The following is a 20,737-nucleotide window of genomic DNA, read 5'->3' on the forward strand; positions in this document are numbered from 1 at the left end:
TCCGCTCCGGCTCAGGCCGGCAAGCCGGCCGCGAGTTCGGCGAAGACCTCTGCCGCGTCGTCGCTCGGCGCGAGCCCGGCCGCCTGCCCGGCCCACAGCGACACCAGATCGCCGTCGCCGCGCCGACCCGCCTCGGCCCGGAACTGCCCCGTGAGCCAGTTCTGCGCCGGGAACGGTGCGATGACACCCGCGGTCTCGATCGCGCGCATCGCGCGATTCGGGATGCCGCGGGCCAGACGTCCGCTCATCGCCCGGGTGAGAACCGTCGTGATGTCGCCCGCCGCCGCGATCGCCTGCCTGTGCGCCTCGGTCGCGGCGGACTGCCGCGTGCGCAGGAACGCCGTGCCGATCTGAACCCCCGACGCGCCCAGCGCGAAGGCTGCGGCCACACCGCGCCGGTCCGAGATTCCGCCCGCGGCGATGACCGGCACCCTCACGGCATCGACCACCTGCGGTACCAGCGCGAACGTGCCCACGAGCGAGGCCTCGGCCGGCTGCAGGAACGACACCCTGTGACCGGCCGCCTCGGCGCCGGTCGCGACGATCGCATCGACGCCGGCGGCATCCAGTTCGACCGCCTCGGCGACAGTCGTCGCCGTCCCGAAGATCCGGATGCCGCGGCTGTGCGCCGCCTCCACCAGGCGGTGGTCGGGCACACCGTAGACCAGGCTCAGGACCGCGGGTGCGGCATCCATCACGGCGGTCAGCTGCGAGGCGATGTCGGGCAGGAAGGTCGACGGCGGGTGCGGCACGGTCAGACCGACCGCCTCGTACAGCGGCGCGACCGCTGCGAGAGCGGGCGCCAGGTCCACGTCCGCGGGTGCGACCTCGTCGCCCGTCGGCAGCCACAGGTTCACCGCGAAGGGGCGCGACGTGGCCGAGCGCAGCGCCGCCACCGTGTCGCTGATGCGGTCGGCGTCGTAGCCGTACAGGCCGTACGAGCCGAGGCCGCCCTGGTCGCTGACCGTCGCGGTGAGCTCGATGGACGACAGTCCGCCGAAGGGGCCGAGCACGATCGGCGCGACGATTCCGAGAAGCTGCTGGAGGGTGTCGGCCATGCCTCGACGCTACTCCCGGGCGCGCCGGCGCGAGCCCGTGTGACGGTGGGAACGACGAAGCCCCCGACCGGCGGACCGGGCGGGGGCTTCGTACGGCGTCATGCGTGTCAGACGAGCGCGTTGACGTCCAGCGGGATGCCGGGGCCGAACGTGGTCGACACGGCGCCCTTCTGGATGTAACGGCCCTTCGAGCTCGAGGGCTTCAGGCGCACGATCTCTTCGAGCGCGGCCTTCAGGTTCTCGTCGAGCTGGTCGGCCGAGAACGACGCCTTGCCGACGACGAAGTGCACGTTGGCGTGCTTGTCGACGCGGAACTCGATCTTGCCGCCCTTGATCTCCTCCACGGCCTTGGCCGGGTTGGGGGTCACGGTGCCGGTCTTGGGGTTGGGCATGAGGCCGCGGGGGCCGAGCACCTTACCCAGACGACCGACCTGGCCCATGAGCTCGGGCGTCGAGACGGCCGCGTCGAACGCGGTCCAGCCGCCGGCGACCTTCTCGATGAGCTCGGCGCCGCCGACCTCGTCCGCACCCGCGGCGATCGCGGCCTCAGCGGCCGGACCCGTCGCGAACACGATGACGCGGGCGGTCTTGCCGGTGCCGTGCGGGAGGATGACGGTGCCGCGCACCATCTGGTCCGCCTTGCGGGGGTCGACCGAGAGCTTCAGCGCGACCTCGACGGTCGAGTCGAACTTCGCCGAACCGGTCTCCTTCGCGAGGGCGACAGCCTCGGTCGGAGTGTAGAACTTGTCCGCCTCGATCTTGGCGGCAGCAGCCTGGAAGGCCTTGGACTTGGTAGCCATAGTCGTTATTCCCCTCAGTCCTCGACCGTGATGCCCATGGAACGGGCGGTGCCGGCGATGATCAGCGAGGCGGCCTCGATGTCGTTCGCGTTCAGGTCGGGCATCTTCGTCTCGGCGATCTGGCGCACCTGCTCCTTGGTGAGCTTGGCGACCTTGACCGTGTGAGGCGTCTTCGAGCCCTTCTGGACGCCCGCAGCCTTCTTGATGAGCTCAGCGGCCGGCGGGGTCTTCAGGATGAACGTGAAGCTGCGGTCCTCGTAGACGGTGATCTCCACGGGGATGACGTTGCCGCGCTGCGACTCGGTCGCGGCGTTGTACGCCTTGCAGAACTCCATGATGTTGACGCCATGCTGACCGAGCGCGGGGCCGATCGGCGGCGCCGGGTTGGCTGCACCGGCGTTGATCTGAAGCTTGATCAGGCCGGTCACCTTCTTCTTCGGTGCCATTCTTGTTTCCTTTCATCGAACGGATGCCAGGGGCATCCCTTCTCCCGCACGTCCGGCATCTCCGGACAGCGGTTCCCCCGGGACGATACCCGGGAAGTCTGTGTCAGAGCTTGGTGACCTGGTCGAACGACAGCTCGACCGGGGTCTCGCGCTCGAAGAGCGAGACGAGGACCGTGAGCTTGCCGCTCTCGGGCTTGATCTCGCTGATCGTGCCGGGCAGGCCCGCGAACGAGCCCTCCTTGATCGTGATGGTCTCGCCGACCTCGAAGTCGACCTCGGCGATGACGCGCGCGGCCGCGGGCTGGCCCTTCTTGGCGGCGCCGCCCTTCGCGGAGGCGACCTCCTTGACCTCGACGAGGCTCTTCAGCATGTTGAAGGCCTCTTCGAAGCGCAGCGGGGTCGGGTTGTGCGCGTTGCCCACGAAACCGGTGACGCCGGGCGTGTGACGCACGACCGACCAGGTGTCTTCGTTGAGCTCCATGCGCACGAGCACGTAGCCGGGGATCCGGACGCGCGTGACCATCTTGCGCTGACCGTTCTTGATCTCGACGACGTCCTCCATCGGGACCTCGATCTGGTAGATGTCCTCCTCGACCTCGAGCGTCGACTTGCGCTGCTCGATGTTGGCCTTCACCTTGCGCTCGAACCCGGCGTAGGAGTGGATGACGTACCACTTGCCCGGAAGACTGCGCAGCTCGGTGCGGAACGCCTCGTAGGGGTCCTCGTCCTCGTCGGCCTCGCCGGCCTCTTCATCGGCCTCGACCTCGTCCACGACGGCGGCTGCGGCATCCACCTCGGCGACGAACTCGTCGTCGAGGACGGGCTCGTCCTCGTCGCCGTTGACGTCGGGGCCGTCGTAGGGAGCGACCTCGGTGGCCTCTTCGGCCTCACGCTCGGCCACCTCTTCGGCGATGGAGTCGTTGATCACTTCGGCGGCGGCCTCGGTCTCGGCCGCTTCGTCCAGGTTCAGTGCGTCGTTCACGATCGCGTCAGCCTCCGGGTCGTCGATGTCGATGTCGTCCAGGTCGGAGTCGTCCTCGGCTTCGTCGTCCACCACGTGGATCGCGAGGTGCTCTGCGGCCTCGACCGAGTGCTCCTCCGCCGCCAGGACGTTGCCCTCCTGGGCCTCGTCGTCCTCAGACGACTGCTCGGCAGCCGTCGCCCAATCCGCGTCGTCCGAATATCTTTCCGTCACGTGAGTTCTCTTCCGTTCCGTCCGCTGCCGGACCTGCGGTCCGCCCGTGTCATGGCCCCGGCGTGCGCAGGGCCCTCGGGATCAGGAGCCGGGCACCCCGAAGACGTTCGCCGTGATCCACACGAACAGCACGTCGAGGCCGTAGACGATGAGCATCATCACCACGACGAAGCCGAGCACCACCAGCGTGTACTTCAAGAGCTCCTGGCGCGTCGGCGTGACGACCTTGCGGAGCTCGGCGAAGACCTGACGGATGAACAGGGCGATGCGAGCGAAGACGTTGGGCTTCTTCTCGCGAGGCGTGGTCGTTCCCGCAGCGGGGACGACTTCGCCCTTCGGCTCGTCCTGAACCATCGATGCCACCTGATTACCTTCCGTGAGCCGACACGGATCGGCACACTGTGTTTGTCAACCACCGGACGCTGCCGGTGTTGCGCTGAGCGCAGGGCGGACAGGAATCGAACCTGCAACCTGCGGTTTTGGAGACCGCTGCTCTGCCAATTGAGCTACCGCCCTAGAGACCCGGAGGTCTCGCTGAACCCCGCACTCCTCCCCCATCTTTCGACCGGGGAGCGCTGTTCCTGCCTGGCAGGCACAGCGAAAGAATGCAGACTTCAACTGCATGATCAAGTGTACGGCATGCCCGAGGGCCCCGCGAACCGGCCCGCGTCAGATCCGGCGGACCAGCCGCGCGAGGAGGTTCCGGATGCCGAGGGCCACGGCGCCGGCCGGCACGAGGAACGCCGCACCGAGCGCCGCCCCGCTCTGCGCCCGTTCCACTGCGGGACGATGCCGGGCCTCATAGGTGGCGAGGGCGGTCGCAAGGTCGGGCGCGCCGCGCAGCGCCGCGTCGAGCCGCGCGGCACCGAGGAGCGCCATGCTCGACCCCTCGCCGAGGATCGTGAGGCTCGACGCGGCATCGCCCAGCAGCACCACCCGCCCCCGCGACCACGAGTCCGCGGTCACCCGACGAACGCGGTCGAAGTACAGGTCGGGCGCGTCGTCCACGGCGGCGAGGAACTCTGCGGCACGCCACCCGGAACCGCCGTACACGTCGCGCAGCAGGGCGATCTGCGCCTCGCGCCCGACAGGCGCGACGTCCGTGCGGAAGATGAACGCGGCACCCGGCCGCCCGCCCCCAGGATGCACGGTGAGCGAGCGCCCCGGCTCGTTGTACATCTCGATGCGGCTCGGATCGTCGATCCGCAGCGGCAGCGGTGCGGTGGCGATCGCCAGCCGCGGCGCGCGCCGGACTCCGGCTCGCGCGCCGCCGTCGCCCCACAGCGCACGGCGGGTCGCGGAGTTCTGCCCGTCGGCGCCGATCACGAGGTCGAACCGCTCTTGCGCGCCCGACGCGAAGCGCACGTCGACTCCGGCCGCATCGGCCGAGAGCGTGTCGAACGTGTCGTCGTAGCGCACCTCTGCAACGTCGCGGGCTGCCGTGGTGAGCACCGCCGCGAGGTCGGTGCGCGGGATCTCGATGTCGGCGGCATCCATACGCATTTCGATCGTCGTGAACGCGCGACCGTCGCGACCGATGAAGGCGATCGTGCGGGCACCGGTGTCGTGCGCGCGGACCGCGGCTTCGAGACCCAGTCCGCGCACGACGCCGAGGGCCTCGCCGCGGATGTCGACCGGGCTGCCGCTCGAGCGCACACCCGCGCTGCGCTCCACGACCGTCACCCGGTGCCCGGAACGACCGAGGAACGCCCCCGCCGCGGCGCCCGCGATGCCGGCGCCGACGATGAGGATCCGATATTTCTGCATGCACTGCAAGTTAGCACTCAATGTAGTTCTGCACCATATGCAGTTTTTCGGCTAGTCTCGTCGCATGGCAGGACTGCGCGAAGTCAAGCGCGAGCGCACGCGTCAGCTGCTCGTCGCCGCGGCCGATCGACTGTTCCGCGAACGCGGGTATGCGCAGACGACGGTCGCCGACATCGCCGCGGCCGCGGGAGTCTCCACGCGCACCGCGTTCACGTACTTCCCCACCAAGGACGACCTGCTCTTCCCCGACGCCGACGAGCGCGTCCGCACGGCCGTCGAGGCGCTCGAGCAGCGGGCGGCCGACGATGAACCCGTCGACGCCCTGCTGCGCGCCCTGCGCAGCGCCGATATCGCGGCCACCGACCTGCTCGGCGACCGCGCCGCGCTTCGCACGTCGCTGATCGAGAGCGAGCCGTCGGTGCGCGGGCATGCGCTGCGACGGCTCGCGGATGCGCAGTCGACGATCGCAGCCGCCCTGCATCGCGCCTACCCCGACCGCTACAGCTCCGTCCAGGCGGCCGCACTCGTCGGCGCGTTCGTGGGTGCGGCGTCCGCCGCGGCGGCGGTCGTGTCGCGCGACCACGCCGGCGCCTCGGACGACGAACGACGCGCGGCCCTGAGCGACGCCGTCGGCGAGGCGCTCGCGCCGTGGACGACCGCTCCCTCCTGACGGCGCTGCCCTCGCCTGGCCGGGCTCAGTACTGCTGCACCCCGTACCGGTCCGGCTCCGGCGCCCGCTCGAACGCGCGGCCGGAGATCACGATCGGCTCGACCCTCACATAGGTGTACTTGAGCGTCGGGATCCACGGGCGCAGCCCCAGCCCGTCGGCCCGCTCGACATCGGCGGAGCGGTCCAGCGGGTGCGCGCGGCCGCGCACGATGACGCTCCACGCGTCGGTGTCGGTGTGGTCGTCGACCTCGAACAGCACTTCGTCGTTGACCGTCAGCTCGAACAGCTTGCTCCCCTGCGCGGTCCGGAACAGCACGCTCTCGCCGTCGACCACGTAGTTGACCGGAAAGATGTCGAGCACCTCTCCGACGTGGGTCACGAGCCGTCCGAGCTCCTGCGTGTGCAGTCTCTCCCAGCACTGCTCGTCCGACAGGGCGACGACGGGGTCGGATGTGTCAGCCATGGCTCCATCCTCGCCCTCCGCGGCGTCGCGCGACACCCCCGGACGGCGGGTCTAGCATTCCGCCATGACTCTCTCGCAGCAGCTGCTCGACGAGCTCTGGGACTTCGCCGATCCGGTCGCGTCCGAGGCCCGACTGCGGCGGGCCGCCGGCGAGGCGGTGGATGCCGGCGGCCGGGCCGAGCTGCAGACGCAGGTCGCGCGCGCCCTGGGTCTGCAGGTCAGGTTCGACGAGGCGGACGCCGTGCTCGACGCCGTGTCGATCGAGGACTCCGCCGTCGCCGCCCGCGCCGCACTCGAGCGTGGACGCGTGCGCAACTCGGCCGGCGACCCGCAGGCCGCGATCCCCTACTTCACGGCGGCGCTGGACGCGGCCTCGCCGCCCGAGCTGGTGTTCGTGCGGGTCGACGCGCTGCACATGCTCGCGATCGCAGACGCCGACCAGGCAGACGAGTGGACCGGGGCCGCGCTTGCGGCGCTCGAGACCGTCGACGATCCGCGCACGCTGCGCTGGCGCGTCGCACTGCACAACAACACCGGGTGGCGGCACCTGGACGCCGGACGCGTCGCGGACGCCGTCACGTCGTTCGAGGCGGCGAGGGATGCCGCCGTCCGGTGGGGCACGCCGCAGCAGGTGCAGTGGGCCGACGAGGCCCTTGTCGAGGCGCGGTTCCGGCTCTGAACCCTCGGCCCCGGCCTCGCCTGCACAACATCGGATCCGCAGGTGAGGATCTCGACGACGACACGCCGGTTCGAGGCATCCCGAACCGGCGTGTCGGCCGCGAACTCCGCAGGTGCGGATCCGATTCCGTGCAGAGCCGCGCGATGGCGGCAGAGGTCGGCGTCAGACCCCGACGCGGATCAGCTTCTTGTTGACGAACTCGTCGGCGGCCAGGAAGCCCATCTCGCGGGCCGTGCCCGAGCGCTTCACGCCGCCGAAGGGCAGCGCGGGCTCGTCGGCCAGCACGACGTTGACGTAGACCATGCCGGCGTCGATCTTGTCGGCGATGCGCGCGGCCTGCTCCTCATCGGTGGTGAACACGTACGAGCCGAGGCCGAAGCTGGTGTCGTTCGCGAGTGCGACCGCGGCGTCCTCGTCGGCCACCTTGTACACGACGCCGACCGGGCCGAAGAACTCCTCGCGGTACGCGTCCATGTCGCTCGTCACGCCGGTGAGCACAGTGCCCGGGTAGTACGCGCCGTCACGGTTGCCGCCGGCCACGAGCGTCGCGCCCTGCGCGACCGCCTTGTCGACCTGCGCGGCGAGGCGCTCCGCGGCCGTCAGCGACGACAGCGGTCCCAGCACGGTGTCGTCGGCGAACGGGTCGCCGACCTTCGCTCCCGCCATCGCGGCCGTGAACTTCTCGAGGAACGCGTCGTAGAGGCCCTCGACCACGATGAAGCGCTTGGCGGCGTTGCACGACTGGCCGTTGTTGTCCAGCCGCGCGGCCACGGCCGCCTCGACGGTCGCATCGAGGTCGTCCGTCGACAGCAGGATGAACGGGTCGGATCCGCCGAGCTCGAGCGCCACCTTCTTGAGGTTGCGGCCCGCGATCTCGGCGACGGCCGCACCGGCGCGCTCCGAGCCCGTCACCGACACGCCCTGCACGCGGCGGTCGGCGATCACGGCGGCCGCCTGGTCGTTCGTCGCGTAGATGTTCGTGTACTCGGCGCCCAGGCCCGCGTCCGCGTAGAGCTGCTCGATGGCCGCGGCCGACTCAGGGCACTGCGGGGCGTGCTTCAGGAGGATGGTGTTGCCCACCACCAGGTTCGGCGCCGCGAAGCGGGCGACCTGGTAGTACGGGAAGTTCCACGGCATGATGCCCAGCAGCACGCCCAGCGGCGAGCGGCGGATCACCGCGGTGCCCTCGCCGTCGATCTCCAGCGGCTGGTCGCCGGTGATGCGATCGGCGTGGTCGGCGTAGTACTGCGTGATGTCGGCGGCGAAGTCGACCTCGCCGAGCGCGGCCTCCAGCGGCTTGCCCATCTCGCGCACGATGATCGCGGCCAGCTCGTCGCGGCGCTCGCGGTGCAGGTCGGCGACCTTGCGGATGCGCGCCGCCCGCTCGGCGACCGAGGTCGTCCGCCACGTGCGGTAGGCGGCATCCGCTCCCGCGATGGCGGCCTCGAGGGCCTCGTCGGTGATGGTCGGATAGGTGGCCAGGGTCTCGCCCGTGGCCGGGTTGACGACGGCGTAGTCGCTCATGGGTGCTTCTCCGATCGAAGGGATGGGGTCAGTCTGCCGGTCAGGGGCGAGCGCGTCGAAGGCTTTCGGGCGCGTCGATACTGAGTGTCTCACCGCGGAAGAACGCCGGACGCTTGATCGCCTGCCAGATCATGATCACGATGCCGACGACGATGATGCCGACGCCGAGCACGAACACCAGGCCCACGCCGCCGATGCTCGACCCGCTGCCGTAGGCCGGGTCCATCGAATCGATGAGCGTGGTGACGAACAGGACCGCGAGGATCGCGCCGCCGACCAGCGGGAACAGGAACGTGAAGAAGAAGCTCCGCGCCGAGTCGAACCACTGCTTGCGGAAGTACCACACGCACGCGAACGCGGTGAGCCCGTAGTAGAAGCAGATCATCATGCCGAGCGAGAGGATCGTGTCGGTGAGGACGTTCTCGCTCACGATGCGCATCACCGCGTAGAACACCGACGCGACGATCGCCGAGACGACGGTGGCGTAGCCGGGCGTGAAGAACCGCGGGCTCACCTTGGCGAACTTCTGCGGCAGCGCGCCGTAGTGGCCCATCGCGAGCAGCGTGCGGGCCGGGCCGACGGCCGTCGACTGCAGCGAGGCCGCCGAGCTCGACAGCACCGCGAGCGACACCAGGAACGCCAGCGGGCCGAGGATCGGGTCCGACAGCGCGAAGAACACGTTCGCCGAGATCTCTTCGTTGGCCAGGCCCAGGCCCTCCGAGCCGACGCCCGCGAACATGATGAGACCGATCGAGAGCAGGAGGTACAGCGAGACCACCACGACGACCGTGACCATGGCGGCGCGGCCGGGAGTCTTGGCCGGGTTCTTCGTCTCTTCGTTCATGGTCAGGACGACGTCCCAGCCCCAGAAGATGAAGATCGACAGCGACAGGCCGGCGGCGAAGGCGCTGAACGACGACACCTCGAACGGGTTGAACCACGTCCACGAGAACGCGGTGGGATCCGGTGCCTCGCCGTCCACGGCCTTCACGATCGCGACGACCGCGAACAGCACGAGCACCACGACCTGGAAGCCGACCAGCACGTACTGGAACTTCTGCGTCGTCTGCATATCGCGGTACGAGATGAGCGTGGCACCCAGCATGAACAGCAGGCACACGACCACGTTGATGATCGGGTTGAACGCCAGTTCGGCGATGTCGGGGTTGCCGCTCAGCTGCGCGATCAGCAGGAAGAGGAACTCCACAGCGATCCCGGCGAGGTTCGACAGCACGATGACGGTGGCGGCGATCAGGCCCCACCCCGTCATCCAGCCGATCCACGGGCCGAACGCGCGCACGCCCCACGTGAACGACGTGCCGGAGTCGGGCATGGCACGGTTGAGCTCGCGGTAGCCGAACGCGGTCAGCAGCATGGGGATGAAGCCGACCAGGATGATCGCGGGCACCTGGGTGCCCACGACTGCGACGGTCGGGCCGAGCGACGCGGTGAGCGTGTACGCCGGGGCGATCGTCGAGACGCCGATGACGACGGCGCCGAGAACGCCCACGGCGCCGGCGCTCAGGCCCTTCTTCGACAGCTCGCCGGCGTGGGCGCCGGAAGAGGGGGCGAGCGGCGCCGCGGCGCCGGTGTCTTGAGCGCTCATCGTGACGCGCCTTCCTGGCGGGTGCGGGGCACCACGACCATCGGTACGGGCAGCTCGTGCAGCATCTTCGCCGCGGTCGAGCCGAGGAACAGGCGCCGGGGCTGGGCCAGCCGGCTGGAGCCGACGACGGCGATCTCGCCCGGCTCCCACCCGAGGTGCGCGACAGCGTCCTCGATGCTGTCCCCGCGGGCGACCACCACGTCGGCCTCGACGCCGTCGGGAAGGGCGTCCAGCGCCTTGCCGAGCACGTCGTCGGCATGGGCGGCGCCCGCGATGCGGATCACGCCGGTGTCGACGCTCGCCGGCAGATCCACCGACACGAGCGACAGCAGCCGCAGCTCGGCGCCGGTCGCCACCGCGAGCGCGATGCTCGCGTCGAGGAGCGCCTCGGCGCCCGGCCGGGTGCCGATCGCGGCGGTGACGCGGGTGACGCCGGTGGCCTCCATGCGGCGCGACCCCTCGGGGGCGAGCACGACCGGCACATCCGACGAGTGCAGCAGCTCGTTCGCCACGGTGCCCAGGCGGTGGCGCCCGCGCAGGCCTCCGTTGGCGGCGCCGACGACGATGAGGGATGCTTCCAGCTCGTGTGCTGCGGCGACCAGGCCCTCGGCGAACGAATCGGCGAAGCGGACGTGCGACCGCGACGTGACGGCATCCGGGATCTTCGCCGTCGCCTCGGCGAGCCAGGTCTCGGCCTGACCCTGCAGGTAGCGGTCGTAGCTCGCGTCGGGCGGCGTGATGACGCTGCGGTCCTCGCCGGGGAGCACGAGCACGAGGTCGAGCTCTGCTCGCGCTGCCGCCGCGAGCCGCGTGCCGAGCGCGACCGCGTCGGCGCCGGCATCCGTCGCGGTGTACCCGACGACGATGCGCGCGGTCATCGACGCGCCGCTTCGAGGACGTTGGCCGCGGCGAAGCGGCCCATGCGGATGGCGCCGTCGACGTGCTGGTAGCCGGCGCCGGCCATGTCGCTGCACGCGAAGTGGATCGGGCCGACGGCGGCGCGCAGGTCTGCGCCGTAGCGGTGCAGGCCGCCCATGTCGAAGCTCGCGGCGTAGGCGCCGCGCGTCCACTCCTCTGAGCCCCAGTCGCTCTCGTAGTACACGACGGGGTTCTTCGCCTCGGGACCGTAGTAGTGCGACAGCGATTCGAGGATGCGCTCCTTGCGCTCCTCGGCCGAGAGGGTGAAGAGGTCGTCGGCGTTCTGGTCGCTGACGAAGCCCACCAGGGTGCCGCGCTCGTCGCCGTGGTTGGTGTTGTCGTAGGCCTCGTGCGACAGCTCGTAGGGGCTGAACGCCGTGCCCGACAGTCCCTGCTCACGCCAGAACGGGCGGTCGTAGACGGCGTGCACCTTGATGACGAAGCCCATCGACAGGTGCTGGTGCAGCTGGTGCTGACGGCGCGGAAGCGCCGGGACGAACGAGATGCGGTCGTAGAGCACGGGCGCGTGGGCGAGGATCGCGTACCGCGCGTTGACGTGCAGGTCTCCGTCGGCGTGGGCGACCACGCCGTCCTCCGACCATTCGAGGGTGCGCACCGCGTGGCCGAGCAGCACGTCGTCGCCGAGGCGCTCGGCGAGCAGGATCGGCACCTGCTGCAGGCCGCCGACCACGCGCTTGTCGAGGATGAAGTCGGCGTCGACGAGGTTGGAGTACGAGCCCGCCGAGGCCGCCATCAGCAGCGACTGCAGCAGCGAGAAGGCGTGGGTGGGCTTGGTCAGCATCGCCGAGCCGGTCGCGAACGCGAGATTGCGGACGGCCTCGTCGTCGTCGGTCTGCGCGCGCAGCCAGGCGTCCCACGTGATGGAGTCCCACTCGGCGGCGTTCGGGTGCTCCCACGGGCGGTCGGGGTCGATCTCGTCGACCATCGCGTCCAGGCGCTCGGTGATCTCGGCGATGACCTTCTCGGTCTCGGGCGAGACCGGGAACATCTCACCGGTGAAGCGGTGCAGCGTGCCGTCGGGGCCGACGTAGACGCTGTCGCCCTCGCGGTAGCGGCTGAAGGTCTCCAGGCCCAGCTCGGCGATGGTCTCTTTCAGCGCGTCCTGGTCGGGCGAGACCCACTGGCCGCCGATCTCGAGCATGGCGCCGTCGATGACGTCGGTCCACAGGCGCCCGCCCACGCGGTCGCGCGCCTCGAGCACGACGACCGAGAGGCCTGCCTTCTTCAGTTCGTTGGCTGCGGTCGTGCCGGCGGCGCCGGCGCCGATGATGACGACGTCACGGGTCAGCTCGGTCATTCGGACTCCTTTGTCGGGCGCGCCGGCGGGCGCGCGTCTTGCGGTTCTTTACGTCTGCGGGTGGATGCCGCGACCGCCGTGCTGCAGCGGTCGCGGCATCCCGGATCAGTTGTCGGCCAGCGCGGCCGCGACGACGTCCAGGCCCTCGTGGAGCAGGTCGTCGGTGATCGAGAGCGGCGGCAGGAAACGGATCACGTTCCCGTAGGTGCCGCACGTGAGCACGATGACGCCCTGTGCGATGGACGCCTTCGCGACCGCGGCGGTGAGCGCGGCATCCGGCTCTCCCGTCGCGGGGTCGACGAACTCGGCGGCGATCATTGCGCCGTGGCCGCGCACGTCGCCGACGCGCGGGTCGGCGGACTGCAGCGCTCCGAGCCGGGTCTTGAGGATCGCGCCGATCTCGCGGGCGCGCTCGACCATGCCGTCGTTCTCGAACACGTCGATCGCGGCCACCGCGGCCGCGCACGCGATCGGGTTGCCGCCGTAGGTGCCGCCGAGGCCGCCCGCGTGGGAGGCATCCATGATCTCGGCCCGGCCCGTCACGGCCGCCAGGGGCAGGCCCCCCGCGATGCCCTTGGCGGTCGTGATGAGGTCCGGCACGATGCCGAACACCTCGCTCGCGAACATCTCCCCCGTGCGAGCGAAGCCGGTCTGGATCTCGTCGGCGATGAACACCACGCCGTTGGCGCGACACCAGTCGACGAGCGCCGGCAGGAACCCGTCCGCCGGGACGATGAAGCCGCCCTCCCCCTGGATCGGCTCGATGATGACGGCGGCCAGGTTGTCGGCGCCGACCTGCTTCTCGATCATCGAGATGGCCTTCTTGGCGGCCAGTCCCCCGTCCAGGCCGTCGCGGTACGGGTACGACAGCGGCGCGCGGTAGATCTCCGACGCGAACGGACCGAAGCCGCTCTTGTACGGCATCGCCTTCGCGGTGAGCGCCATCGTGAGGTTCGTGCGGCCGTGGTAGCCGTGGTCGAAGGCGACGACGGCCTGCTTGCCCGTGTACTTGCGGGCGATCTTGACGGCGTTCTCGACCGCCTCGGCACCCGAGTTGAACAGCGCGCTCTTCTTGGCGTGGTCGCCCGGGGTGATGCGGTTGAGCGCCTCGGCGACGGTCACGTACGAGTCGTACGGCGAGATCATGAAGCACGTGTGGGTGAACTGCGCCACCTGCTCCTGCACGGCCTTGACGACCTTCGGGTGCGCGTTGCCGATCGTGGTGACCGCGATGCCCGAACCCAGGTCGATGAGCGAGTTGCCGTCGGCGTCGACGACGACTCCGCCACCGGCTGCCACGGCGTGCACGGGCGCGGTGTGCCCGACGCCGGCGGCGACGGCGTCGGCCTTGCGGTCCAGCAGCTCCTGCGAACGAGGACCGGGGATGCTGGTGACCAGGCGACGCTCCTGCGGAAGGGTCGGACCGCCGAGCGGGGTTTCGATGATGGTGTCGGCTGCGCTGCTCATGGTGGGGAGCGTATGTCGCCGCCTCCCGGGGCCGCACCCGCCGCCACGTATATTCTGCATCGCGTGCTGTACGGGTCGTACAGCACGGCACGTACACTCGCAGCATGGACGCCGACGACGCCCCCACGCTGCGCGCACTCCTGGCGCGCCGCGACCTGAGCCTCTCGCTGGCGGTCGACGACGTCGACCCGGCGGCGCTGGACCGCGCGATCCGCTGGGTGCACAGCTCGGACCTCGCCGACCCGACGCCGTTCCTGTCGGAAGGGCTCGTGCTGCTCACGACGGGCACGCAGTTCCCGGACGGGTCCGCCGACGATGCAGGGACGAGCGACGCGGCGGAGGTGTACCGCGCGTACGTGCACCGGCTGGCGGCTCGAGGCGTCGTCGGCCTGGGGTTCGGCACGGAAGTCGTGCGTGACGGCATCCCTCCCGCCCTCGTCGACGCGTGCCGCGACGAACGGATGCCCCTGTTCGAGGTTCCTTATCGCACCCCGTTCATCGCCGTCGCGCGGGCGAACGCCGAGGCGATCGCGGCCGAGGCCTACGCCCGGCGCAGCTGGGCGCTCGCGGCGCAGCGGGCGATCGCCCTCGCGGCGCTGCGGCCCGACGGCCTCGGCGCCACCGTCGCCGAGCTCGCCAAGCAGCTCGACACGTGGGTGGGAATGTTCGACGCGGCGGGCGAGCCGGCGCGCGAGCATCCGCTCGGCGGACTCGCCCCCGAGACCGCGGCGGCGCTGCAGCGCGAGGTCACCGCGGTGCTGCACCGAGGCGCCCGCGCCGGTTCGTCGCTGCGCATCGGCGACACCCCCTTCACGCTGCAGACGCTCGGCCGCGGCGGGCATCTGCGCGGCGTGATCGCGATCGCCGCGGGCGACCTCGACCAGGAGGGACGCGTCGTCGTGACCTCGGTCATCGCCATGGCCGGCCTCGCGCTGGAGCAGCAGCAGGGTCTCGTGCGAGCGCGCAGCGCGCTGCGCGCAGGGCTCGTGCAGTCGCTCCTGACCGGCGATCCGGCGCTCGCGCGGCGCACCTCGCGTGAGCTGTGGGGTCCGCTCCCGGCCGCGCCGGTGACCGTCGGATTGACGGATGCCGCGTCCGCCCGCGTCGACGGCATCGCCGAGCTGCTCGAGCTGTGGGCCGACGAGCGCCGCGGCGCCCTGTTCTTCGGGCGCGCCGACGACGGACTCGTTCTGGTCGTTCCCGCCGGCGACCTGTCGGCGCTGCGCGACCTCGCCGACCGGTTCGACCTGAGGATCGGCCTCTCCGACCCGACCGGGTACGACGGCTTCGCCGCGGCCGTCGGCCAGGCCCGCGTCGCCCGCGACCGCGGGATCGGCCCCCTCACCGCGTTCGCCGACGTGTCGCGCGCCGGCGTGCTGTCCGCCTTCACCGACGAGGCGCGCTCGCTCGCGCGCGCCGAACTCGCACCGCTGTACGAGCACGACGCTGGACAGGGCACGCACCTCGTCGACACCCTGCAGGTGTGGCTCGACGAGGACTGCTCCCACGAGGCCACCGCCCAGGCGCTGGGCGTGCACCGCCATACCGTGCGCACCCGGCTGGCGCTCGTCGAGCGCGTGCTGGGCCGCGACCTGTCGTCGTTCGCGACCCGCGCCGAGCTGTGGGCCGCGCTGCGCGCGCTCGACGCCTGACGATCCGCACGCACCCGTGCGCACTGGCGGCTGAGCGCATTCGGTCGCCTCGCCGGTGCCGGGCATGCCGAAAACCCAGATGAACTTCCCGTTCACAGAGCCCGAATGAACTTCCGTTCACACAGCCCTGGGCCGCTCTCAGGGCGTTCAGGTGGCGCAGATAGCTGCGTCCCGCCCGCCCAAGCGACCATCCGCGCCACCCGAACGCGAGACCCCCTCACGCCCCGAGGCTCAGGTGCCGCAAAGTGCGGCATCGAGGCCTCTGGTCATCGGCCAGACCCTGTGTGAACGGGAAGTTCACCGCCGACAGAGAGGGGGCGCGCACGGAGGGTCCGGCCGCGCCGACATTCGCAACACTCCGTGTCAGCGACCGCGCGAGCCGGCGCGGCAGGATGAGCGCATGACCGAAAGCACGGTGCCCAACGGCGACGTGTCGTGGTGGTGGCGCAGCCTCGGCGGCACGCCCGCGCCGCGCGACCCGCTGCCGGGTGACCTGGATGCGGACGTCGCGGTCGTCGGTGCGGGCTACACCGGACTGTGGACGGCGTACTACCTGAAGCGCGCACAGCCTGACCTGCGCGTCGTCGTGCTCGAGCAGCGCTTCGCAGGCTTCGGCGCCTCGGGACGCAACGGCGGCTGGCTCACCAACTCGGTCACCGGCGGACGCGAGGGGTACGCGGCCTCGCACGGCCGTGACGCGGCGATCGCGCAGCAGCGGGCGCTCAACGACGCCGTCGACGAGGTGATCGCCGTCGCCGCGCGCGAGGGCATCGACGCCGACATCGTGAAGGGCGGCGAGCTCGAGGTCGCGCGCAGGCCCGCACAGCTCGCGCGGCTGCAGGCCTTCGCTGCTGCCGAGCGGGCCTGGCCGCACACCGATGTGGAGACGATGGATGCCGGGGCCACCGCATCCAGGATCCGCATCGCCGGCGCACTCGGCGCCGTGTGGCACCCGCATTGCGCGCGGGTGCACCCGGCGAAGCTCGTACAGGGGCTCGCCCATGCGGTCGAGCGGATGGGCGTCACGATCCACGAGCAGACCCGGGTGATCGGGATCGCACCGGGGCGCGCGGTGACCGACCGCGGCACCGTGCACGCGACGCACGTGCTGCGCGCCACCGAGGGCTTCACCGCCGACCTGCGCGGCGAGCACCGCACGTGGCTGCCGATGAACTCGTCGATGATCGTCACCGAGCCGCTGCCCTCGGGATTCTGGGATGCCGTCGGCTGGGGCGCGCACGACACCCTGGGCGACTTCGCCCACGTGTACATGTACGCGCAGCGCACCGCCGACGACCGCATCGCCTTCGGCGGCCGCGGCGTGCCGTATCGCTACGGCTCGCACGTCGACACCGACGGCGCGACCCAGCAGCGCACGATCGCCTCGCTCACCGGGCTGCTGCGGGAGTTCTTTCCGGATGCCGCGGACGTGGCGATCGCCCATGCCTGGGCCGGCGTGCTCGGAGTGCCGCGCGACTGGTCCGCTGCCGTCGTCCACGACCGCGCGTCCGGACTCGGCTGGGCGGGCGGCTACGTCGGCACCGGCGTCACGGCGACGAACCTCGCCGGGCGCACGCTCGCCGACCTCGTCCTGGAGCGTGACACGGAGCTCACCCGCCTTCCCTGGGTCGGCCATCGCGCGAAGCGCTGGGAGGTCGAACCACTGCGGTGGACTGCCGTGAACGCGATCTACGCGGCGTACCGGATGGCCGACCGGGCCGAGGCATCCACCCGCTCCTCACGCACCGCGTGGCCCGCCCACATCGCCGACTGGGTCGCGGGGCGCCACTGAGGGTCGCACCCCGCCGAGACCAGGAGATCTGGGCGCGGTGCGCCACGGCGCGGTCCCGGGCGACGGGGCCTCACTCGCGGACGAGCGCCTCGATGAGTCCGGGGAACCGCTCGTCCAGCTCGGCCCGACGCAGCTGGATCGCGTGGGTGCGGCCGTTCACGATCGTCCGGGTGAGGCCCGCTTCGCGGAGTGTCTTGAAGTGGTGCGAGAGCGTCGACTTCTGGATGTCGAGACCCCAGACGTCGTAGCCCTTCGAGTGTGGCTCGCCGTCGGCGAGCACGCGCACGATGGCCAGGCGCGCCGGATCGGCGAGCGCTCGCAGCACTCCGACGAGGTCGACGTCGGCGATGTCGGGTGCCGGATACGGGTCGACAGCGGCGGCGGGCGGCTCGGCGGGCACTGCATCCTCCCACAATTGTTTGACGGTCATCGAACGATGCTCTACGGTGACCGTATGACCACGATCGAACAATCGTACCGCGGGGCCGTCGGCAGGCTCATCGTGCTCGCCGGCGCGACCTTCCTGGTGGGCACCAACGCCTTCGTCATCGCCGGACTGCTCCCCCGCATCGCCGGCTCGCTTCACACCACCGAGGGCGCGGTGAGCTACACCGTGACCGCCTACGCCCTCGTCGTCGCACTCGCCGCACCGGCTATCGCGATTCTGCTGCCCCGAGCCCCGCAGCGGGTGCTCATGGCGTGCGGTGCGCTGCTGTTCGCGGCGGGTGCCGCCATCACCGCCGTCGCCACGGGTATCGAGTGGTTCACCCTCGGGCGCATCGTCGCCGCGCTCGGCGGAGCGGCGCTCGTCCCGACCGCCACGGCCGTCGCCGCCCAGCTCGGGCCGGCGCAGCGCCGCGGCCGCTCGCTCGCGATCGTGGGTGCGGGCTTCACGCTCGCCACCGCGCTCGGCGCCCCGCTCGGCACAGCACTGGGCAGCGCCGTCGGGTGGCGCGCGCCCCTCGGGATCCTCGCCGCGGCCGGTCTGGTGTGGACGGCGCCCCTGTTCACGGCGTTCCGCCTGCCTGCCCGCGGCACGGCCGGAACCCTGCGCGAGCGCGTGGCGCCGCTCGCGGACTCCCGCGTCGTGCTCACGCTCGGCGCGGTGGTGCTCACCGTCGCCGCCTTCAACATCGTGTACATCTTCAGCGCCGCCGTCTCGGCGCCCGCCACCGGCGGCTCGGGCACGCAGCTGGCGACCCTTCTTCTCGTCTACGGCGCGGCAGGCGTGGTCGGCAACGCGCTCGCGGGCGGACTGACCGACCGGCTGGGCAGCCGCACGGGGGCGCTCGCCGCGCTGGCCGTGCAGCTCGTCTGCCTCATCGCGATCGCTCCGCTGGAGGGCTCGTACGTCGGGCTGCTCGTCGCCTTCGCCGTGTGGGGAGCCGCGGCCTTCGCCATCACGATCCCGATCCAGCACCGCCTGGTGTCGCTCGCGCCCGCGTCCGCCGGATTCACGATGTCGTGGTTCTCGACGGCGATGTACCTCGGCATCGCGATCGCGCCGCCGCTCGGCAACGCCGCGGACGCGGTGGGCGGCGCGGTGCTCATCCCCCTCGCCGGCGCACTCGCCACAGTCGCCGCGATCATCCTGTTCCTCGTGGCCTACCGCCGTCGCGCGACGCGCCCGGTGACCGCCGACGTGTCGCGCTCGGCGGCCTGACGCCGGCGCCCCGCTGACCGGGCCGGCGAACGGCCCGGGCCGCCGGTATCCGTCCCGAACGCCGGGCCGCTCGTTCGCCAGATCAGGAGATCTCGCGCACACAGGACGATCCCCGCGAAATCGTCCTGTGGTCGCGGGATCTCCTGTTCTCGGTGGCGGGCGAAGGCGATGGGCGCGGGCGGGGCCGCGAGGCTCAGCGGGGGGCGTGCGCCTCGAGGAACTCGTACAGGTCGGTCGTGTCGACGCCGGGGAACGAGCCGGTCGGCAGCGTCGCCAGCAGCGTGCGCGGCGTGCGGACGTTGGGCCACGACTGGTCGCGCCACGAGGATTCCAGGTCGGCGGGAGCGCGGCGGCAGCAGACCTCGACGGAGTGCTTGGAGACCCCGCGGTTCTGGGTGTCGCGGCCGAGGAACCACTTCGTGTCGTCGAAGCGCACGCCCACCGAGACCGAATGCGCGCCCTCGCTCGACATCTCGACGCGGGCGGTGCACCAGTACGTGCCGTTCCCGGTGTCGGTGTACTGGTAGTACGGGTTGAAGTGGTCGTCGACGTCGAACACGACCCGTGAGGTCCACTTGCGGCAGCACATCTGCCCCTCGATCGAGCCGAGGCGGTCGGTCGGGAAGTTCACGTCGTCGTTCTCGTAGACCTTCGTGATGACGCCCGACTCGTGCACCTTGAGGAAGTGCACCGGCAGCCCCAGGTGCACCGTCGCGAGGTTCGTGAACCGGTGCGCGGCGCTCTCGTACGACACGGAGTACGCGTCGCGCAGGTCCTCGATCGAGATGGCGCGGTCGTTCTTGGCGTCCTGGAGGAACGGCACCGCGTGCGCCTCGGGGATGAGCAGCGCGCCGGTCAGGTAGTTGGTCTCGACGCGCTGACGCAGGAAGTCGGCGTACGACGTCGGCTCGCGGTGCCCGAGGATGCGGCTCGACAGCGCCTGCAGCACGGCCGTGCGCGGGTCGCCCTTGGCGGTGAGCCGGCTGGACAGATAGAGGCGTCCGTTCTTGATGTCGGCGACCGACCGGGTCGTCTGCGGCAGATCGGGCACGTAGTGCAGCGTGAAGCCGAGATGGGCGGCGATGTCGGATGCCGTGCGCTGGGTGAGCGGTCCGCCCGGGTGATCCACGGCGTCCAGGATGCGGCGGGCCTGCTCCTCCAGCTCGGGGAAGTAGTTGTTCTGCGTGCGCATGAGCTTGCGCAGCGCCACGTTCGCCCGCCGCGCCTCTTCGGGGGTCGCCGCGCGCTCGTCGCGCAGCCGCTCGATCTCTCCCTGCAGCGCGATCATCGCCTTGAGCGCCTCGGTCGGCACGGTCTTGCCGATGCGGAACGGCGGGATGCCGAGCGCCTGGAACGTCTGCCCGCGCATCGCGCGCTCGAGCGAGATCTCCAGAGTCGCCCGCTCGTCCAGGGGCTCGGACTCGAGGATCGCCTCGATCGAGGAGCCGAGGGCGCGGGCGATGGCCTGCAGCAGCGAGAGCTTCGGCTCGCGACGGCCGTTCTCGATCATCGACAGCTGGCTGGGGGCACGATCGACGGCCGCCGCGAGCTCTTCGAGAGTCATGCCGCGGTCGGTGCGCAGCTGCCGGATGCGGCGGCCGATGGTGAGGGGGTCCACCTCTCCATCGTCGGGTTCTTCCGCTCGGCGATCCGCGGTCAACGTCGTCGTCATGGGTCGATTCTGTCACGAAAACAGAAATCTGCCGAAACTTCACAGTC

19 protein-coding genes and 1 tRNA gene are annotated in these 20,737 nt (G+C 71.0%); 5 read left to right on the forward strand and 15 right to left on the reverse strand.

Going from position 1 to position 20,737, the window contains the following annotated elements:
- Nucleotides 1-11: 11 nt before the first annotated feature.
- The 7 genes from IF188_RS00785 to IF188_RS00815 form a co-directional block, all read right to left on the reverse strand.
- Complete coding sequence (locus IF188_RS00785) at nucleotides 12-1,058, reverse strand: NAD(P)H-dependent flavin oxidoreductase (protein ID WP_191169885.1); 1,047 nt, start codon at nucleotides 1,056-1,058, stop codon at nucleotides 12-14.
- A 107-nt stretch (nucleotides 1,059-1,165) separates the two neighbouring features.
- Nucleotides 1,166-1,858: a 50S ribosomal protein L1 gene (rplA, locus tag IF188_RS00790; protein ID WP_018172799.1), complete on the reverse strand. Its 693-nt coding sequence runs from the start codon at nucleotides 1,856-1,858 to the stop codon at nucleotides 1,166-1,168.
- 14 nt (nucleotides 1,859-1,872) lie between these two features.
- Nucleotides 1,873-2,304 (reverse strand): 50S ribosomal protein L11, encoded by a 432-nt coding sequence (rplK, locus tag IF188_RS00795; RefSeq protein WP_018172800.1) that lies wholly within the window; start codon nucleotides 2,302-2,304, stop codon nucleotides 1,873-1,875.
- A gap of 103 nt (nucleotides 2,305-2,407) precedes the next feature.
- Nucleotides 2,408-3,499, reverse strand: coding sequence for a transcription termination/antitermination protein NusG (nusG, locus tag IF188_RS00800; RefSeq protein ID WP_191169886.1), 1,092 nt, complete (start codon nucleotides 3,497-3,499; stop codon nucleotides 2,408-2,410).
- 81 nt (nucleotides 3,500-3,580) lie between these two features.
- The gene (gene secE / locus IF188_RS00805) at nucleotides 3,581-3,853 is read right to left on the reverse strand and encodes a preprotein translocase subunit SecE (protein WP_191170282.1); all 273 of its coding nucleotides are present in this window, start codon (nucleotides 3,851-3,853) and stop codon (nucleotides 3,581-3,583) included.
- Between the two features lie 89 nt (nucleotides 3,854-3,942).
- Nucleotides 3,943-4,015, reverse strand: a tRNA-Trp gene (locus IF188_RS00810).
- A 153-nt stretch (nucleotides 4,016-4,168) separates the two neighbouring features.
- Nucleotides 4,169-5,266: an FAD-dependent monooxygenase gene (locus tag IF188_RS00815; protein WP_191169887.1), complete on the reverse strand. Its 1,098-nt coding sequence runs from the start codon at nucleotides 5,264-5,266 to the stop codon at nucleotides 4,169-4,171.
- A 64-nt stretch (nucleotides 5,267-5,330) separates the two neighbouring features.
- Here IF188_RS00815 and IF188_RS00820 point away from each other — a divergent pair, with 64 nt between their 5' ends.
- Nucleotides 5,331-5,936, forward strand: a complete 606-nt coding sequence (locus IF188_RS00820) for a TetR/AcrR family transcriptional regulator (protein ID WP_191169888.1) — start codon at nucleotides 5,331-5,333, stop codon at nucleotides 5,934-5,936.
- Between the two features lie 25 nt (nucleotides 5,937-5,961).
- Here the strand turns inward: IF188_RS00820 and IF188_RS00825 are convergent, their stop codons facing one another.
- Nucleotides 5,962-6,399 carry a pyridoxamine 5'-phosphate oxidase family protein gene (locus IF188_RS00825; protein ID WP_191169889.1) on the reverse strand — a complete coding sequence of 146 codons (438 nt, stop codon included), beginning with the start codon at nucleotides 6,397-6,399 and terminating at the stop codon, nucleotides 5,962-5,964.
- Nucleotides 6,400-6,463: 64 nt separating this feature from the next.
- On the opposite strand from IF188_RS00825, the gene IF188_RS00830 reads away from it, so the two are divergent.
- Nucleotides 6,464-7,078: a hypothetical protein gene (locus tag IF188_RS00830; protein WP_191169890.1), complete on the forward strand. Its 615-nt coding sequence runs from the start codon at nucleotides 6,464-6,466 to the stop codon at nucleotides 7,076-7,078.
- 162 nt (nucleotides 7,079-7,240) lie between these two features.
- Here the strand turns inward: IF188_RS00830 and IF188_RS00835 are convergent, their stop codons facing one another.
- From IF188_RS00835 to gabT, 5 genes are all read right to left on the reverse strand, one after another.
- Nucleotides 7,241-8,602 carry an NAD-dependent succinate-semialdehyde dehydrogenase gene (locus IF188_RS00835; RefSeq protein WP_191169891.1) on the reverse strand — a complete coding sequence of 454 codons (1,362 nt, stop codon included), beginning with the start codon at nucleotides 8,600-8,602 and terminating at the stop codon, nucleotides 7,241-7,243.
- A 40-nt stretch (nucleotides 8,603-8,642) separates the two neighbouring features.
- Nucleotides 8,643-10,208 (reverse strand): APC family permease, encoded by a 1,566-nt coding sequence (locus IF188_RS00840; RefSeq protein WP_191169892.1) that lies wholly within the window; start codon nucleotides 10,206-10,208, stop codon nucleotides 8,643-8,645.
- Entirely contained in the window at nucleotides 10,205-11,086 is an 882-nt protein-coding gene (locus IF188_RS00845; RefSeq protein ID WP_191169893.1) for a universal stress protein, read from the reverse strand. Before IF188_RS00845 ends, IF188_RS00840 begins: the two co-directional genes overlap by 4 nt.
- Nucleotides 11,083-12,444 (reverse strand): flavin monoamine oxidase family protein, encoded by a 1,362-nt coding sequence (locus tag IF188_RS00850; protein WP_191169894.1) that lies wholly within the window; start codon nucleotides 12,442-12,444, stop codon nucleotides 11,083-11,085. The genes IF188_RS00845 and IF188_RS00850 overlap by 4 nt, the downstream gene beginning before the upstream one ends.
- 105 nt (nucleotides 12,445-12,549) lie before the next feature.
- Nucleotides 12,550-13,911 carry a 4-aminobutyrate--2-oxoglutarate transaminase gene (gabT, locus tag IF188_RS00855; RefSeq protein ID WP_191169895.1) on the reverse strand — a complete coding sequence of 454 codons (1,362 nt, stop codon included), beginning with the start codon at nucleotides 13,909-13,911 and terminating at the stop codon, nucleotides 12,550-12,552.
- Nucleotides 13,912-14,015: 104 nt separating this feature from the next.
- Here gabT and IF188_RS00860 point away from each other — a divergent pair, with 104 nt between their 5' ends.
- Together IF188_RS00860 and IF188_RS00865 are read left to right on the forward strand one after the other, a co-directional pair.
- On the forward strand, nucleotides 14,016-15,563 hold the full coding sequence (locus tag IF188_RS00860) for a PucR family transcriptional regulator (RefSeq protein WP_191169896.1): 1,548 nt from the start codon (nucleotides 14,016-14,018) through the stop codon (nucleotides 15,561-15,563).
- A gap of 400 nt (nucleotides 15,564-15,963) precedes the next feature.
- Nucleotides 15,964-17,355: an NAD(P)/FAD-dependent oxidoreductase gene (locus IF188_RS00865; RefSeq protein ID WP_191169897.1), complete on the forward strand. Its 1,392-nt coding sequence runs from the start codon at nucleotides 15,964-15,966 to the stop codon at nucleotides 17,353-17,355.
- 70 nt (nucleotides 17,356-17,425) lie between these two features.
- On the opposite strand, the gene IF188_RS00870 is transcribed toward IF188_RS00865, so the two are convergent.
- Complete coding sequence (locus tag IF188_RS00870) at nucleotides 17,426-17,785, reverse strand: ArsR/SmtB family transcription factor (RefSeq protein WP_191169898.1); 360 nt, start codon at nucleotides 17,783-17,785, stop codon at nucleotides 17,426-17,428.
- 24 nt (nucleotides 17,786-17,809) lie between these two features.
- Between IF188_RS00870 and IF188_RS00875 the strand changes: the two genes are divergently transcribed.
- A complete protein-coding gene (locus IF188_RS00875; RefSeq protein WP_191169899.1) occupies nucleotides 17,810-19,018 on the forward strand; it encodes an MFS transporter in 1,209 nt (402 codons plus the stop codon).
- 193 nt (nucleotides 19,019-19,211) lie between these two features.
- Here IF188_RS00875 and IF188_RS00880 read toward each other — a convergent pair whose 3' ends face one another.
- Nucleotides 19,212-20,690 (reverse strand): helix-turn-helix transcriptional regulator, encoded by a 1,479-nt coding sequence (locus IF188_RS00880; protein ID WP_224751271.1) that lies wholly within the window; start codon nucleotides 20,688-20,690, stop codon nucleotides 19,212-19,214.
- Between the last annotated feature and the right edge of the window lie 47 nt (nucleotides 20,691-20,737).

Origin of the sequence: Microbacterium helvum (genome assembly GCF_014779795.1) — a bacterium.
GTDB classification, from domain to species: Bacteria; Actinomycetota; Actinomycetes; order Actinomycetales; family Microbacteriaceae; genus Microbacterium; species Microbacterium helvum.